This window comes from Dyella japonica (assembly GCF_040545895.1).
GTDB classification, from domain to species: domain Bacteria; phylum Pseudomonadota; class Gammaproteobacteria; order Xanthomonadales; family Rhodanobacteraceae; genus Dyella; species Dyella japonica_D.
Genome location: NZ_JBEPMU010000012.1, coordinates 1 through 16,105 on the forward strand (window position 1 = coordinate 1; position 16,105 = coordinate 16,105).

General features: G+C 62.4%; 12 protein-coding genes, 1 tRNA gene and 1 pseudogene. All 14 read left to right on the forward strand.

What is annotated here, in order from left to right; all coding sequences use genetic code 11:
- Positions 1-94: pseudogene (locus ABIC75_RS22765) on the forward strand (hypothetical protein); the annotation flags it as partial.
- Positions 95-233: 139 nt separating this feature from the next.
- Positions 234-309 (forward strand) — tRNA-Trp (locus ABIC75_RS22770).
- An 81-nt stretch (positions 310-390) separates the two neighbouring features.
- The gene (gene secE / locus ABIC75_RS22775; protein ID WP_354016181.1) at positions 391-786 is read left to right on the forward strand and encodes a preprotein translocase subunit SecE; all 396 of its coding nucleotides are present in this window, start codon (positions 391-393) and stop codon (positions 784-786) included.
- A gap of 9 nt (positions 787-795) precedes the next feature.
- Positions 796-1,356, forward strand: a complete 561-nt coding sequence (gene nusG / locus ABIC75_RS22780; RefSeq protein WP_102305030.1) for a transcription termination/antitermination protein NusG — start codon at positions 796-798, stop codon at positions 1,354-1,356.
- Positions 1,357-1,550: 194 nt separating this feature from the next.
- Positions 1,551-1,979, forward strand: a complete 429-nt coding sequence (rplK, locus tag ABIC75_RS22785) for a 50S ribosomal protein L11 (protein WP_114239862.1) — start codon at positions 1,551-1,553, stop codon at positions 1,977-1,979.
- A 3-nt stretch (positions 1,980-1,982) separates the two neighbouring features.
- Positions 1,983-2,690 (forward strand): 50S ribosomal protein L1, encoded by a 708-nt coding sequence (gene rplA, locus ABIC75_RS22790; protein WP_354016182.1) that lies wholly within the window; start codon positions 1,983-1,985, stop codon positions 2,688-2,690.
- A 357-nt stretch (positions 2,691-3,047) separates the two neighbouring features.
- Complete coding sequence (rplJ, locus tag ABIC75_RS22795; protein ID WP_354016183.1) at positions 3,048-3,572, forward strand: 50S ribosomal protein L10; 525 nt, start codon at positions 3,048-3,050, stop codon at positions 3,570-3,572.
- 46 nt (positions 3,573-3,618) lie between these two features.
- Complete coding sequence (rplL, locus tag ABIC75_RS22800; RefSeq protein ID WP_354016184.1) at positions 3,619-3,990, forward strand: 50S ribosomal protein L7/L12; 372 nt, start codon at positions 3,619-3,621, stop codon at positions 3,988-3,990.
- 323 nt (positions 3,991-4,313) lie between these two features.
- Positions 4,314-8,471 (forward strand): DNA-directed RNA polymerase subunit beta, encoded by a 4,158-nt coding sequence (gene rpoB, locus ABIC75_RS22805; RefSeq protein WP_354016185.1) that lies wholly within the window; start codon positions 4,314-4,316, stop codon positions 8,469-8,471.
- An 89-nt stretch (positions 8,472-8,560) separates the two neighbouring features.
- Positions 8,561-12,775, forward strand: coding sequence for a DNA-directed RNA polymerase subunit beta' (gene rpoC / locus ABIC75_RS22810; protein WP_354016186.1), 4,215 nt, complete (start codon positions 8,561-8,563; stop codon positions 12,773-12,775).
- Between the two features lie 178 nt (positions 12,776-12,953).
- A complete protein-coding gene (rpsL, locus tag ABIC75_RS22815) occupies positions 12,954-13,328 on the forward strand; it encodes a 30S ribosomal protein S12 (protein WP_019464011.1) in 375 nt (124 codons plus the stop codon).
- Between the two features lie 16 nt (positions 13,329-13,344).
- Complete coding sequence (gene rpsG, locus ABIC75_RS22820; RefSeq protein ID WP_102305037.1) at positions 13,345-13,812, forward strand: 30S ribosomal protein S7; 468 nt, start codon at positions 13,345-13,347, stop codon at positions 13,810-13,812.
- A gap of 33 nt (positions 13,813-13,845) precedes the next feature.
- A complete protein-coding gene (gene fusA, locus ABIC75_RS22825; RefSeq protein ID WP_354016187.1) occupies positions 13,846-15,963 on the forward strand; it encodes an elongation factor G in 2,118 nt (705 codons plus the stop codon).
- 47 nt (positions 15,964-16,010) lie between these two features.
- The coding region (locus ABIC75_RS22830; protein ID WP_038054197.1) for a GTP-binding protein at positions 16,011-16,105 on the forward strand (95 nt) is incomplete at its 3' end.

The window sequence follows — 16,105 nt, forward strand, 5'->3', positions numbered from 1 at the left end:
CCACCCGATCGCGATGGACGAAGGCCTGCGCTTTGCTATCCGCGAAGGTGGCCGCACCGTCGGCGCCGGCGTGGTGGCCAAGGTCATCAAGTAAGCTGTACACTGGGAAGTCGCCCGCTCTGCGGGCTGCAAGGATCCAAGGTGGAGCGGTTTGATCGCCCCACCCCTGGAAAGGCGCCCAAGAGGCGCCACCTTGTGGCAGCAAGGCGAGCGACTTCACCCATTTTCTAAATACGCCAGTAGCTCAATTGGCAGAGCAGCGGTCTCCAAAACCGCAGGTTGGGGGTTCGAGTCCCTCCTGGCGTGCCATCTTCCCGAGGATCCACGACGGATGGTGGATGGCATACGGACCGTAATGCGGTCGATGCCTCTCTCATCCGATCACGTCGCATGAATACGAAGGCAGAATCGACCAAGGGCGCCAGTGGCGCCGATATCGCCAAGCTGGTGCTGGCCGTGATCGTGCTGGCAGCCGGCATTTTTGCGTATTCGTGGTTCGGTAGTGACGGTTCCGTCCCGCAGTCGGTGCGACTGCTGGGCGTGGTCGTTGCGCTGGTCCTGTCGCTGGCCATTGGTGCTTTCACGGCGCCGGGTCGACGCGTGCGCGCCTTCCTTGGCGAGTCGCAGTTTGAACTGCGCAAGGTGGTCTGGCCCACCCGCGACGAGACGCTCAAGACGACCGGTATCATCATGGTGGTCGTGGTGGTTCTTTCGCTCCTGTTGGGCCTGATCGATCTGATTCTGAAGTCGGTCGTGCTCGACTGGCTGCTCAAGCTTGGTACGTGAGGTGATGGCATGAGCAAGCGTTGGTATGTGGTGCACGCCTATTCGGGCTTCGAAAACCAGGTGAAGCGTTCGCTCGATGAGCGGATCCGTCGCGCTGGCATGGAAGAAAGGTTCGGCGAAGTGTTGGTGCCGACCGAAGAGGTCATCGAGATGCGCAGCGGCCAGAAGCGCCGCAGCGAGCGCAAGTTCTTCCCCGGTTACGTGCTCGTGCAGATCGAGACGGACACCGAGGGCAAGGCGCCGCGCATCGACGACGAATGCTGGCACTTGGTCAAGGAAACGCCCAAGGTGATGGGTTTTATCGGCGGAACGGCCGATCGCCCGCTGCCGATTCGCGATTCCGAGGCCGATGCCATTCTCAGCCGCGTCCGCGAAGGCGTGGAGAAGCCCAAGCCGAAGGTGTTGTTCGAGCCGGGCGAGATGGTTCGCGTTACCGATGGCCCCTTCAACGACTTCAACGGCGTGGTCGAGGAAGTCAACTACGAAAAGAGCCGCCTGCGCGTTGCGGTGCTCATTTTTGGGCGCTCGACCCCGGTCGAGCTGGAGTTTGGCCAGGTCGAGAAGGCCTGATCGGCTCCTGGGCGGGTCTCGGCATGGGGCTTGCTTAAAACTTGATCAGTCTCTAAACTACGCGGTTCACGCCGGGGTCTTTTGGCTCGGCGTGTCCGTGTTTCTGAGGTTCGCGGGATGGCGGGCCTTCCTCTTTCAGGGAACGACAACACTGCGAGGAGCCGCAAGGCGCTTGAACTCGCGAGGAAAATCCAATGGCAAAGAAAGTAACTGGCTATATCAAGCTGCAGGTCAAGGCCGGTCAGGCCAATCCGTCGCCGCCGGTGGGTCCTGCCCTCGGTCAGCGCGGCCTGAACATCATGGAATTCTGCAAGGCGTTCAATGCCGCCACGCAGAAGATGGAGCCGGGTCTCCCGATCCCCGTGATCATCACGGCGTACTCCGACCGTAGCTTCACCTTCATCACCAAGACCCCGCCGGCCTCGATCCTGATCAAGAAGGTCACGGGTGTCGCCAAGGGCTCGTCCAAGCCGAACACCGACAAGGTCGGCAAGATCACCCGCAAGCAGCTGGAAGACGTTGCGAAGCAGAAAGAGCCGGATCTCACGGCTGCTGATCTCGACGCCGCGGTGCGCACCATTGCCGGTAGCGCCCGCAGCATGGGCCTTGTGGTGGAGGGTTAAGACATGGCAAAGCTCACGAAGCGTATGAAGGCGGCCCAGGCCGCAGTGCAGCCGGGCAAGCTCTATGGCCTGGAAGAAGCCCTGAACATCGTCAAGAACAACGCCAAGGCGAAGTTCGCCGAGTCCGTGGACGTCTCCGTCCGCCTCGGCATCGACGCCAAGAAGTCCGACCAGGGTGTGCGTGGCTCCTCGCTGCTGCCGCACGGCACCGGCAAGACCGTCAAGGTCGCCGTGTTCGTGCCGGCCGGTGAGAAGGCCGAGGCTGCCAAGGCCGCCGGTGCCGACGCCGTCGGTATGGACGACCTGGCCGAGCGCATGCAGGCAGGCGATCTCGACTTCGGTCGCGTCATCGCCACCCCGGACGCGATGCGCGTGGTCGGTAAGCTCGGTCAGCTGCTCGGTCCCCGTGGCCTGATGCCGAACCCGAAGGACGGCTCGGTCACCGCCGACGTCGCCACGGCCGTCAAGAACGCCAAGGCCGGTCAGGTGAAGTTCCGCAACGACAAGGCGGGCATCATCCACGCCACCATCGGCAAGGCCAGCTTCGACGCTGCCCAGCTCGCGGACAACCTCAACGCGCTGGTCAACGATCTGCTGAAGGCCAAGCCGTCGACCGCCAAGGGCCAGTACCTGCAGAAGGTCGCCCTGTCGTCCACCATGGGCGTGGGTGTGCCGGTCGAAGTGTCGACCCTGTCGGTGTCGACCAAGTAAGAGTTCAAGTCCCGCGCCGGTCAAGCCGGTGCGGGCACGTTTTTGAGGGCAGCCGAGGCTTTGAAGCCAACGCCGCCGTCAAAGACCGCAGGTGCGATCAGCGCGCGACGACGACGAGCAGGGAGCTCGTGTTGGCAAGGAAACGCCGTCGTTGCAAGCGGGTTCGCTTAATCGGATTCCCCGCGAATCTGGCCTGCGCAGATGGTGCTGCCCCTTCTGGAATCTTAGATTTTCTAGGAATGTTTTCTGGAAAGGCCACCACCCCCGGGATCGTTTCGATCCCCGACGTCACGGATGGCGTCGCTCAGGACCGCAAGCGGCAGGAGTCGCAAGCGGATTTAAAAGTGGAGGAGTGATATGGCTCTGAATCTCTCTCAGAAGCAAGAAGTAGTCGCCGAACTGGCAGAAGTTGCCGCGAAGGCTCACTCCTTGGTCGCTGCCGAGTACGCGGGCACCACGGTCGAACAAATGACCGCGATGCGCAAGAAGGCCCGTGAATCCGGCGTGTTCCTGAAGGTTGTCAAGAACACGCTCGCTTCGCGCGCCGTGGTGGGTACCGAGTTCGAGGTCGTCAAGGACGTCCTGACCGGTCCGCTGCTGTACGCGTTCTCGACGGAAGAACCCGGTGCTGCCGGTCGTCTGATCAAGGAATTCGCCAAGACCAACGACAAGCTGAAGGCCAAGGTCGTCTCCGTGGAAGGCAAGCTGCTGCCGGCTGCCCACGTGGACGTGCTGGCCTCGCTGCCGACCCGCGAAGAAGCGCTGGCCATGCTGGCCCGCGTGCTCGCCGAGCCCGCTGCGATGTTCGCCCGCGCCGTCAAGGCCGTGGCCGACAAGCAGGGTGGTGGCGAAGTCGCCGCGGAAGCCACGGCTGAAGCCTAAGTTCGACGCTTATCTAAATCGAATCAATTTCCAGAGGTAAATCAAAATGTCCCTGACTAACGATCAGATCGTTGAAGCCGTTGCCGCCAAGTCGCTCATGGAAGTGATGGAGCTGGTGAAGGCCATCGAAGAAAAGTTCGGCGTGTCCGCCGCTGCCCCGGTGATGGTTGCTGCCGGCCCGGCCGCTGGTGCCGCCGCTGCTGAAGAGCAGACCGAGTTCGACGTCATCCTGAAGAGCGCCGGCGACAAGAAGGTTGACGTGATCAAGGCCGTCCGCGCCATCACGGGCCTGGGCCTGAAGGAAGCGAAGGACCTGACCGAAGCCGGTGGCGTCGTGAAGGAAGCCGCTTCGAAGGAAGACGCTGCGAAGTTCAAGAAGGACCTCGAAGCTGCAGGCGCCACGGTCGAACTGAAGTAATTGGCGCTCTTGCGCGCCGTCAGTTTGATCTAGCGTCAAGCAAGCCTGGGGGCGTAAGCCCCCGGGCTTTGCCTGTTGCAAATGGCCGGCATCTCGCGATGCGGGCCTGTAACGACAAAGTGTCATCTTTTCTGGTTCGTGTTTTACCCGTCGGGAAGACAGTACTGAAAGGCCTGCAGACCATCGCCGACCTTTGACTCATGCCTTTTTGACGCATCGATGAGCAGGGCAGCACAACCTGTTCGTCGACGGCAGACACAGCTTTCACAATTCAGCCGGTGTGTGCACCACCGGCGTCACTGCGAACCGAGGCGGTACCCACCATGACCTACTCGTTTACCGAGAAGAAGCGCATCCGCAAGGATTTCGGCAAGCGTCCCCCTGTATTGGGCGTGCCGAACCTGCTGACCATCCAGACCGATTCCTATCGCGAGTTTCTGCAGGAGCACGTCGCTCCCAAGCAGCGCGACGAAAAGGGTCTCCACGCCGCGCTGAAGTCAGTGTTCCCGATCGTTAGCTATTCGGGCAACGCCGCGCTTGAGTATGTCGACTATCGTTTGGGCGAGCCGCCGTTCGATGAACGCGAATGCCGCAACCGCGGCATGACCTTCGGCGCGCCCCTGCGCGTCACCGTGCGCCTGGTCATCTATGACAAGGACAGCCCGGCATCGAAGAAGGCCGTGAAATACGTGAAGGAGCAGGAAGTCTACATGGGCGAAATTCCGCTCATGACCGACACCGGCACCTTCATCATCAACGGCACCGAGCGCGTCATCGTTTCGCAGCTGCACCGTTCGCCGGGCGTGTTCTTCGACCACGACCGCGGCAAGACGCATAGCTCGGGCAAGCTGCTGTTCTCGGCTCGCGTGATTCCTTACCGTGGTTCGTGGCTCGACTTCGAGTTCGATCCGAAGGATGCGCTGTTCACCCGTATCGACCGTCGCCGCAAGCTGCCGGTGACCGTGCTGCTGCGCGCGCTCGGCTACAACAACGAAGAGATGCTCGGCATCTTCTTCGAGCACAACGTGTTCCACCTGGGCAAGAAGGGCGGCACCACGCTGGAGCTCGTCGCCGAGCGTCTGCGCGGCGAAACGCTGACCTTCGACCTGGCCATTGGTGACAAGGTGCTGGTGGAAGCCGGCAAGCGCATCACCGCGCGTCATGTGCGCCAGCTCGCCGCCGAAAACATCACGGCGCTGGAAGTGCCGGACGACTACCCGGTTGGCCGCATCCTGGCCATCGACGTGGTCGATCCGAAGACCGGCGAACTGTTGGCCCAGGCCAACGACGAAATCACCGCCGAGCAGCTGGAGAACTTCCGCAAGGCCGGTATCGAAGTCGTGCCGACGCTGTACGTCAACGACCTGGATCGCGGTGCGTACATTTCGCACACGCTGCGCATCGACAACACCAAGACGCCGCTCGAGGCGCTGGTGGAAATCTATCGCATGATGCGTCCGGGCGAGCCGCCGACCAAGGACGCCGCGCAGAACCTGTTCTACAACCTGTTCTTCACCTTCGACCGCTACGACCTCTCGGGCGTGGGTCGCATGAAGTTCAACCGTCGCGTCGGCCGTCAGGAGATCGTCGGTCCGGGCGTGCTGTACGACAAGAAGTACTTCCAGGACCGCAAGGAAGAGGAAGCCCAGGCGCTCGTCGCCTCGCAGGGCGACCAGTCCGACATCCTCGACGTGCTCAAGGTGCTCATCGACATCAAGAACGGTCATGGCACCGTTGACGATATCGATCACCTGGGCAACCGTCGCGTGCGTTCGGTCGGTGAAATGGCGGAGAACACCTTCCGCATCGGTCTGGTGCGCGTCGAGCGCGCCGTGCGCGAGCGCCTGTCGCTGGCCGAGTCCGAAGGCCTGACCCCGCAGGAACTGATCAACGCCAAGCCGGTGGCGGCGGCGGTGAAGGAGTTCTTCGGTTCGTCGCAGCTCTCGCAGTTCATGGACCAGAACAACCCGTTGTCCGAAGTGACGCACAAGCGTCGCGTCTCGGCACTGGGCCCAGGCGGCCTCACGCGTGAGCGTGCAGGCTTCGAAGTGCGCGACGTGCATCCGACCCATTACGGCCGCGTCTGCACCATCGAAACGCCGGAAGGTCCGAACATTGGCCTGATCAACTCGCTCGCCGTGTACGCGCGCACCAACCAGTACGGCTTCCTCGAGACGCCGTACCGCAAGGTCGTGGGCGGCAAGGTGACCGACCAGGTGGATTACCTGTCGGCCATCGAAGAGGGCGACCACGTCATTGCGCAGGCGAACTCGCCGCTCAAGGACGGCGCGTTCATCGAAGACTTCGTGTCCTGCCGTTTCCGCGGCGAGTCCGAGCTGCGTCCGGCGGCTGAAGTCGACTACATGGACGTCTCGCCGATGCAGACCGTGTCGGTCGCTGCCGCACTCGTGCCGTTCCTCGAGCACGATGACGCGAACCGCGCACTGATGGGCGCGAACATGCAGCGTCAGGCCGTGCCGACCCTGCGTTCGCAGACCCCGCTGGTGGGTACCGGCATCGAGCGCGCCGTGGCGCGTGACTCGGGCGTCATCGTCACCGCCAAGCGCGGCGGCGTGATCGACCAGGTCGATGCGGCCCGTATCGTGGTGCGCGTGAACGAGAAGGAAGTCGGCGACAACGACGCCGGCGTCGATATCTACACGCTGACCAAGTACACCCGTTCCAACCAGAACACCAACCTCAACCAGCGTCCGCTGGTGAACGTGGGTGACATCGTGGCGAAGGGCGACACGCTGGCCGACGGTTCGTCGACCGACCTGGGCGAGCTCGCGCTCGGCCAGAACATGCTGATCGCCTTCATGCCGTGGAACGGCTACAACTTCGAAGACTCGATCCTGCTCTCCGAGCGCGTCGTGCAGGAAGACCGCTATACCTCGATCCACATCGAGGAGCTGTCGTGCATCGCGCGTGACACCAAGCTGGGCGCCGAGGAAATCACCGCCGACATCCCGAACGTGGGTGAGCAGGCGCTGGCTCGCCTCGACGAGTCCGGCATCGTGTACATCGGTGCGGAAGTGAAGGCCGGCGACATCATGGTCGGCAAGGTCACGCCCAAGGGCGAAAGCCAGCTCACGCCGGAAGAGAAGCTGCTGCGCGCGATCTTCGGCGAGAAGGCGTCCGACGTGAAGGACAGCTCGCTGCGCGTGCCGCCGGGCATGGACGGCACCGTCATCGACGTGCAGGTCTTCACCCGCGACGGCATCGAGAAGGACAAGCGCGCCAAGCAGATCGAGGAAATGGAAATCAAGCGTATCCGCAAGGACCTTGATGACCAGTTCCGCATCCTCGAAGGCGCGATCTACAACCGCATGCGCACCCAGCTCGTCGGCAAGACCGCGATGAGCGGTCCGGGTGGCCTCAAGCGTGGCGCCGAAATCACTGACGCTTACCTGGACGGCCTGAAGAAGGACGACTGGTTCAAGGTCAACGTCAAGGAAGAGGACGTCACCGAGTTCCTCGAGCGCGCGGCCGACCAGATCAAGCGTCACAAGGAAGAGTTCGACAAGCGCTTCAAGGAGAAGCAGGGCAAGATCACCCAGGGTGATGATCTCGCTCCGGGCGTGCTCAAGATGGTCAAGGTGTTCCTGGCCGTGAAGCGCCGCATCCAGCCGGGCGACAAGATGGCCGGTCGCCACGGTAACAAGGGTGTGGTGTCCAACGTGGTGCCGGTGGAAGACATGCCGTTCTCCGTCGACGGTACGTCGGTGGACATCGTGCTGAACCCGCTGGGCGTGCCGTCGCGTATGAACATCGGTCAGATTCTGGAAGTGCATCTGGGCTGGGCCGCCAAGGGCCTGGGCAAGAAGATCCAGAAGATGCTCGAAGCGCAGGCCAAGGTGGCGCAGATCCGCGAGTTCCTCGACCAGGTGTACAACCACCACGTCGCGGGCGCCGTGCAGCATGTCGACCTGAAGTCGCTGACCGACGAGGAAATCCTCGCGCTGGCCAACAACCTGCAGGAAGGCGTGCCGATGGCCACGCCGGTGTTCGACGGTGCCGAGGAAACCGAGATCAAGGCGATGCTCAGGCTCGCCGATCTGCCGGAATCGGGCCAGACCACGCTGTACGACGGCCGCACCGGCGAGGCGTTCGATCGCCCGGTCACCGTGGGCTACATGCACTACCTGAAGCTCAACCACCTGGTCGACGACAAGATGCATGCGCGTTCGACCGGTCCGTACTCGCTCGTCACGCAGCAGCCGCTGGGTGGCAAGGCGCAGTTCGGCGGTCAGCGCTTCGGCGAAATGGAAGTCTGGGCACTGGAAGCCTACGGCGCGGCTTACACCCTGCAGGAAATGCTGACGGTGAAGTCCGATGACGTGCAGGGCCGTAACCAGATGTACAAGAACATTGTCGACGGCAACCACGAGATGGCGGCGGGCATGCCGGAATCCTTCAACGTGTTGGTGAAGGAAATCCGCTCGCTCGGTATCGATATTGATCTGGAAGAAGTGAAGTGAGTTGAGGCGGAGACGAGGAACGCACCGTCGTTCCTCGGTCTCCCGATTCCTGATTCTCCATTACCTATTCCCGATCTTCGGAGACATCCATGAAAGACTTGCTCAATCTGTTCAACCAGCAGCGCACTGCGCCTGACTTCGATGCGATCAAGATCGCCCTGGCTTCGCCAGAGCTGATCCGCTCGTGGTCGTACGGCGAAGTGAAGAAGCCGGAGACAATCAACTACCGCACCTTCAAGCCCGAGCGTGACGGCCTGTTCTGCGCCGCGATCTTCGGTCCGGTGAAGGATTACGAGTGCCTGTGCGGCAAGTACAAGCGCATGAAGCACCGCGGCGTGGTGTGCGAAAAGTGCGGCACGGAAGTGACGCTGGCCAAGGTGCGCCGCGAGCGCATGGGTCACATCGAACTTGCTTCGCCGACCGCGCACATCTGGTTCCTCAAGTCGCTGCCCTCGCGCATCGGCCTGATGCTGGACATGACGCTGCGCGACATCGAGCGCATCCTGTACTTCGAAGCCTTCGTGGTGATCGATCCAGGTTTGACCGCGCTCGAGCGCGGCCAGCTGCTCAGCGAAGACCAGTACCTGGAAGCCGTGGAAGAACACGGCGACGAGTTCGACGCCCGCATGGGTGCCGAGGCCGTCTACGAGCTGCTCAAGTCCCTGGATCTTCCGGGCGAAGTCGTGCGCCTGAAGGAGGAGATTGGCTCGACCAATTCCGAGACCAAGCTCAAGCGCCTCACCAAGCGCGTCAAGCTGATCGAAGCCTTCCTCGAATCCGGCAACAAGCCGGAGTGGATGGTGCTGACCGTGCTGCCGGTGCTGCCGCCGGACCTGCGTCCGCTGGTGCCGCTCGATGGTGGCCGTTTCGCCACGTCCGATCTCAACGATCTGTACCGCCGCGTCATCAACCGCAACAACCGCCTGCGTCGCCTGCTCGAACTCAATGCGCCCGACATCATCGTGCGCAACGAAAAGCGCATGCTGCAGGAATCGGTCGATGCGCTGCTCGACAACGGCCGCCGCGGTCGCGCCATCACCGGCACGAACAAGCGCGCGCTGAAGTCGCTGGCCGACATGATCAAGGGCAAGCAGGGTCGCTTCCGCCAGAACCTGCTCGGCAAGCGCGTGGACTACTCCGGTCGTTCGGTGATCGTGGTCGGTCCGACGCTGCGCCTGCATCAGTGCGGTCTGCCCAAGAAGATGGCGCTCGAGCTGTTCAAGCCCTTCATCTTCGCCAAGCTGCAGGCTCGTGGTGAAGCCACCACCATCAAGGCCGCCAAGAAGCTCGTCGAGCGCGAGGAAGGCCAGGTGTGGGACATCCTCGAAGAGGTGATCCGCGAGCATCCCGTGCTGCTCAACCGCGCGCCGACGCTGCATCGTCTGGGCATCCAGGCGTTCGAGCCGAAGCTGATCGAAGGCAAGGCCATCCAGTTGCATCCGCTCGTGTGTACGGCGTTCAACGCCGACTTCGACGGTGACCAGATGGCTGTGCACGTGCCGCTGTCGATCGAGGCGCAGCTCGAAGCGCGCGCCCTGATGATGGCGACCAACAACATCCTGTCGCCCGCCAATGGCGAGCCCATCATCGTTCCGACGCAGGACGTGGTGCTGGGCCTGTACTACATGACCCGCGAGCTGGTGAACGCGAAGGGCACCGGCATGGTGTTCTCCGGCATCGGCGAAGTGCGTCGTGCATACGACAACCGCGCCGTGCAACTGCACGCCAAGATCAAGGTGCGCATCAAGCAGGTGCACATCGATGAAGAAGGCGGCCGCACCGAGCAGACCTCGATCGTGGACACGACCGTGGGTCGCGCGCTGCTCCTCGAAATCATGCCGGAAGGCCTGCCGTTCGCGCTGGCCAACACCGAGCTGACCAAGAAGAACATCTCGCGCCTGATCAACCAGTGCTATCGCCGCCTGGGCCTGAAGGACACGGTGATCTTCGGCGACCAGCTGATGTACACCGGCTTCCGCTTCGCCACGCGTGCGGGCATCTCGATCGGCATCGATGACATGATCATCCCCGACGAGAAGAAGCCGATCCTGGAAGAGGCCGAGAAGGAAGTGGTCGAGATCCAGGAGCAGTACCAGTCGGGTCTCGTGACCGCCGGCGAGCGCTACAACAAGGTCGTCGACATCTGGTCGCGCACCAACGAACTCGTCGCCAAGGCGATGATCGACGGTATCGGTACCGAGAAGGTGACCGATGCCGAAGGCAAGACGGTCAACCAGAAGTCCATGAACTCGCTGTACATCATGGCCGACTCGGGCGCTCGTGGTTCGGTGGCGCAGATTCGTCAGCTGGCCGGTATGCGCGGCCTCATGGCCCGTCCGGACGGCTCGATCATCGAGACGCCCATCAAGGCGAATTTCCGCGAAGGCCTGAACGTTCTGCAGTACTTCAACTCCACCCACGGTGCTCGTAAGGGTCTCGCGGATACGGCGTTGAAGACGGCTAACTCCGGTTACCTGACCCGTCGTCTCGTCGACGTGGCGCAGGACGTGGTCATCACGTTCGACGACTGCGGTACCGACAATGGCGTGACCATGCAGCCGATCGTGGAAGGCGGCGACGTGGTCGAGCCGTTGCGCGACCGCGTGCTCGGTCGTGTGGCGCTGGAAGACGTCTACGGCCCGGGCGAAGACAACGAGCCGCTGGTCACCCGCGACACCTTGCTGGACGAAGCCCTGGTCGAGAAGCTCGACAAGGCCGGCGTGCAGTCGGTCAAGGTGCGCTCGCCCATCACCTGCGCCGCCGATCATGGCGTGTGCGCCCTGTGCTACGGCCGCGACCTGGCCCGTGGTCACCTGGTGAACATGGGTGAGGCCGTGGGTGTCGTGGCTGCGCAGTCGATCGGCGAGCCGGGTACCCAGCTGACCATGCGTACCTTCCATATCGGTGGTGCGGCTTCCCGTGCTGCTGCCGTGGACAACGTGACGGTGAAGACCACCGGCACGCTGAAGTTCAACAACCTGAAGACCGTGCACCACAACCAGGGTCACCTGGTGGCGGTGTCGCGTTCGGGCGAAGTGAGCGTCATCGACGCCAACGGCCGCGAGCGTGAGCGCTACAAGGTGCCTTACGGCGCCACCATCGCCGTCAAGGACGGCGACCCGGTCAAGGCTGGCCAGGCTGTGGCCAACTGGGATCCGCATACCCATCCGATCGTCTCGGAAGTGGCCGGTACCGTGCGCTTCATCGACTTCATCGATGGCATCACGGTGCAGAGCCAGACCGACGAACTGACCGGCCTGGAGTCGGCGGTGGTGACCGATCCGAAGCGCCGTGGTACGGCCGCCAAGGATCTGCGCCCGATCGTGCGTCTGGAAGATGCCAAGGGTCGCGAGCTGAAGTTGCCGGGCACCGACGTGCCGGCGCAGTACATGCTCCCGGCCGGCGCCATCGTGTCGATCCAGAACGGTGCGCAGGTGGGTGTGGGTGACGTGGTGGCACGTATCCCGCAGGAAACCTCCAAGACCCGCGACATTACGGGTGGTCTGCCGCGCGTGGCTGACTTGTTCGAAGCACGCAAGCCCAAGGAACCGGCGATCCTCGCCGAGCGCTCGGGCGTGATCAGCTTCGGCAAGGACACCAAGGGCAAGCAGCGCCTGATCATCAAGGACGTGGACGGCAACGAGCACGAAGAGCTGATTCCCAAGTGGCGTCAGGTCATCGTGTTCGAAGGCGAACACGTGGAGAAGGGCGAAACCATCGTGGACGGCGAGCCCAGTCCGCACGACATCCTGCGCCTGCTGGGGGTCGAGCCGCTGGCCGCTTACCTGGTCAAGGAAATCCAGGACGTCTACCGCCTGCAGGGCGTGAAGATCAACGACAAGCACATCGAAGCGATCATTCGCCAGATGCTGCGCAAGGTTGAGATCACCGATCCGGGCGAGAGCCACTACCTGCGCGGTGAGCAGGTCGAGCGTGTTCGCATCAACGGCGAAAACGATCGTGCCATCCACCGTGGTGAGCGTCCGGCGGAATTCCAGTCGGTGCTGCTCGGTATCACCAAGGCCTCGCTGGCCACGGAATCCTTCATCTCGGCAGCTTCCTTCCAGGAAACGACCCGAGTGTTGACGGAAGCCGCGGTCCGTGGCACGCGCGATACCTTGCGTGGCTTGAAGGAAAATGTTATTGTCGGCCGTCTTATTCCGGCAGGTACGGGTCTGGCGTATCACGCATCGCGTCATCGCCAGGGCGGTCTGACCGCTTCGGAGCTTGAAACTCTCTCCGGCTCCGCTTCGTCGGCTTCCTTCGCAGAAGCCACCACCGGTAGCGACATTGGTGTGGAGTAAGCCCCTTCAGGGCTTTACTCGCTGACATACGAAAAGAGGCGCAAGGAGTGCGCCTCGTGTTCGGGCCATGGCCGGCAGGGCGTCAGCTTGTCTGTGACAGGCTGCCCATGTTAAATTCCCGCTTCTTGGCAGACCGAGCCGGTTCGGTCTGCCTTTATGTTTCTCAGGAACAGCTTCAATGACGACAGTCAACCAGTTGGTTCGCAAATCCCGCAGCCCGAAGACCTACAAGAGTGCTTCGCCGGCTTTGCAGAACAGCCCGCAGCGTCGTGGCGTCTGCACGCGCGTCTACACCACCACCCCCAAGAAGCCGAACTCGGCGCTGCGTAAGGTTGCCAAGGTGCGCCTCACGAACGGCTACGAAGTCATCAGCTACATCGGTGGCGAAGGTCACAACCTGCAGGAGCACTCGGTGGTCCTGATCCGCGGCGGTCGCGTCAAGGATCTGCCGGGTGTGCGTTACCACACGGTGCGCGGCAGTCTCGACTGCGCCGGCGTCACCAAGCGCCGTCAGTCGCGCTCCAAGTACGGCGCCAAGCGCCCGAAGTCCTGATCTTTAGGAATTAACTATGTCGCGTAAAGGTTCACATCCCGCCCGTCTGATCCTGCCGGATCCCAAGCACGGCAGCCAGCTGATCGCTCGCTTCATCAACATGGTGATGAAGAGCGGCAAGAAGTCGGTCGCAGAAAGCATCGTCTACGGTGCGCTGGCCCATCTCGGTGAGAAGAATGCCGAGCCGGTGCAGCTCGTCGAGAAGGCGCTGAACAACATCGCTCCGGCGGTTGAGGTGAAGTCCCGCCGAGTCGGCGGCGCCACCTACCAGGTGCCGGTTGAAGTGCGTCCGGGTCGCCGTATGGCGCTCGCCATGCGCTGGGCCATCGACTCCGCCCGCAAGCGCGGCGAGACCTCGATGCCGCGCAAGCTGGCCGCCGAGCTGCTCGAGGCTTCCGAGAATCGCGGTGGCGCGATCAAGAAGCGCGAAGAGACGCATCGCATGGCAGAGGCCAACAAGGCCTTCTCGCATTACCGCTGGTAAGCAGTACAGCTAGAACTTTCAGAGGTTAAGACCGTGGCACGCACCACTCCTATCGAGCGCTACCGCAACTTCGGCATCATGGCCCACATCGATGCCGGCAAGACCACCACCACGGAGCGCATCCTGTTCTACACCGGCGTCAGTCACAAGATTGGCGAGGTGCACGACGGTGCGGCAACGATGGACTGGATGGAGCAGGAGCAGGAGCGCGGCATCACCATTACGTCGGCGGCAACGACGGCGTTCTGGAAGGGCATGGATCGTTCCTTGCCCGAGCACCGCTTCAACATCATCGACACCCCAGGCCACGTGGACTTCACCATCGAGGTGGAGCGTTCGTTGCGCGTGCTCGACGGCGCGGTGTTCGTGCTGTGCGCGGTGGGTGGTGTGCAGCCGCAGTCTGAAACCGTCTGGCGTCAGGCCAACAAGTACAAGGTGCCGCGCCTCGCGTTCGTCAACAAGATGGACCGCACTGGCGCGAACTTCTACAAGGTGGTCGACCAGCTGAAGGCTCGCCTGGGTGCCAACCCGGTCCCGATGCAGGTGCCGATCGGTGCCGAGGACAACTTCGAGGGCGTGGTCGACCTGCTCAAGATGAAGTCCATCATCTGGGACATGGAATCCCAGGGCATGAAGTTCGAATACGCCGACATCCCGGCCAACCTCGCGGACAAGGCTGCTGAAGCCCGTTCGTACATGGTCGAGTCGGCTGCCGAAGCGTCCGAAGAGCTGATGAACAAGTACCTGGAAGAGGGTGACCTCACCGAGGAAGAGATCATCGGTGGCCTGCGCGCGCGCACGCTGTCCAGCGAAATCATCCCGGTCTTCTGCGGTACCGCGTTCAAGAACAAGGGCGTGCAGGCCATGCTCGACGCCGTGGTCAACCTGCTGCCGTCGCCGATCGATCGTCCGCCGGTGGCTGGCGTGGACGAAGACGAGAAGGAAGCGACCCGCAAGGCTGACGACACCGCCCCGTTCTCGGCGCTGGCGTTCAAGATCATGACCGACCCGTTCGTGGGTTCGCTCACGTTCTTCCGCGTCTACTCGGGCACGCTCAACGCGGGCGACCAGGTGTACAACCCGGTCAAGTCCAAGAAGGAGCGCATCGGCCGCATCCTGCAGATGCACGCCAACGAGCGTCAGGAACTGAAGGAAGTCCGCGCCGGCGATATCGCCGCCGCAGTCGGCCTGAAGGACGTGACGACCGGTGACACGCTGTGCTCGCAGGATCACATCATCACCCTGGAGCGCATGACGTTCCCGGAGCCGGTGATCTCGATGGCGGTGGAGCCGAAGACCAAGTCGGACCAGGAGAAGATGGGTATCGCCCTCGGCCGTCTGGCTGCGGAAGATCCGTCGTTCCGCGTTCGTACGGACGAAGAGTCGGGCCAGACGATCATCTCGGGCATGGGCGAGCTTCACCTGGACATCCTGGTGGACCGCATGAAGCGCGAGTTCAACGTCGAAGCCAACGTCGGCAAGCCGCAGGTGGCTTACCGCGAAACGATCCGCTCGTCGGACGTGAAGTCCGATTACAAGCACGCCAAGCAGTCCGGTGGTAAGGGTCAGTACGGTCACGTTGTGATCGAGCTGTCGCCGATGACCGAAGAAGACCGCAAGCTCCCGACCGTCAAGGATGATTTCCTCTTCATCAATGACATCACGGGCGGCGTGATTCCGAAGGAATTCATCCCGTCGGTCGAAAAGGGCCTGCGCGAAACCATCACCAGCGGTCCGCTCGCGGGCTTCCCGGTGGTGAACGTGAAGGTCAAGCTGGTCTTTGGTTCGTACCACGACGTCGACTCGTCCGAAATGGCGTTCAAGCTCGCCGCTTCGATGGCGTTCAAGCAGGGCTTCGCCAAGGCGTCGCCGGTGCTGCTCGAGCCGATCATGAAGGTCGAAGTCGTGACGCCGGAAGACTACGTCGGTGACGTCATGGGCGATCTGAGCCGTCGTCGCGGCCTGCTTCAGGGCCAGGACGACACGCCGTCGGGCAAGACCATCAATGCGATGGTCCCGCTGGGTGAGATGTTCGGTTATGCGACGACCATTCGCTCGCTGACCCAGGGTCGCGCCACCTTTACGATGGAGTTCGACCACTACGCTGAAGCGCCGAACAACATCGCTGAGCAGGTCATGAAGAAGGCCTGATAAGGCCTTCTTCCTCCAACTACCGTTCTTTTTTAGAGGTTTTAGTCATGGCAAAGGGTAAATTCGAACGCACCAAGCCGCACGTCAACGTCGGCACGATTGGTCACGTGGACCACGGCAAGACGACGCTGACGGCAGCACT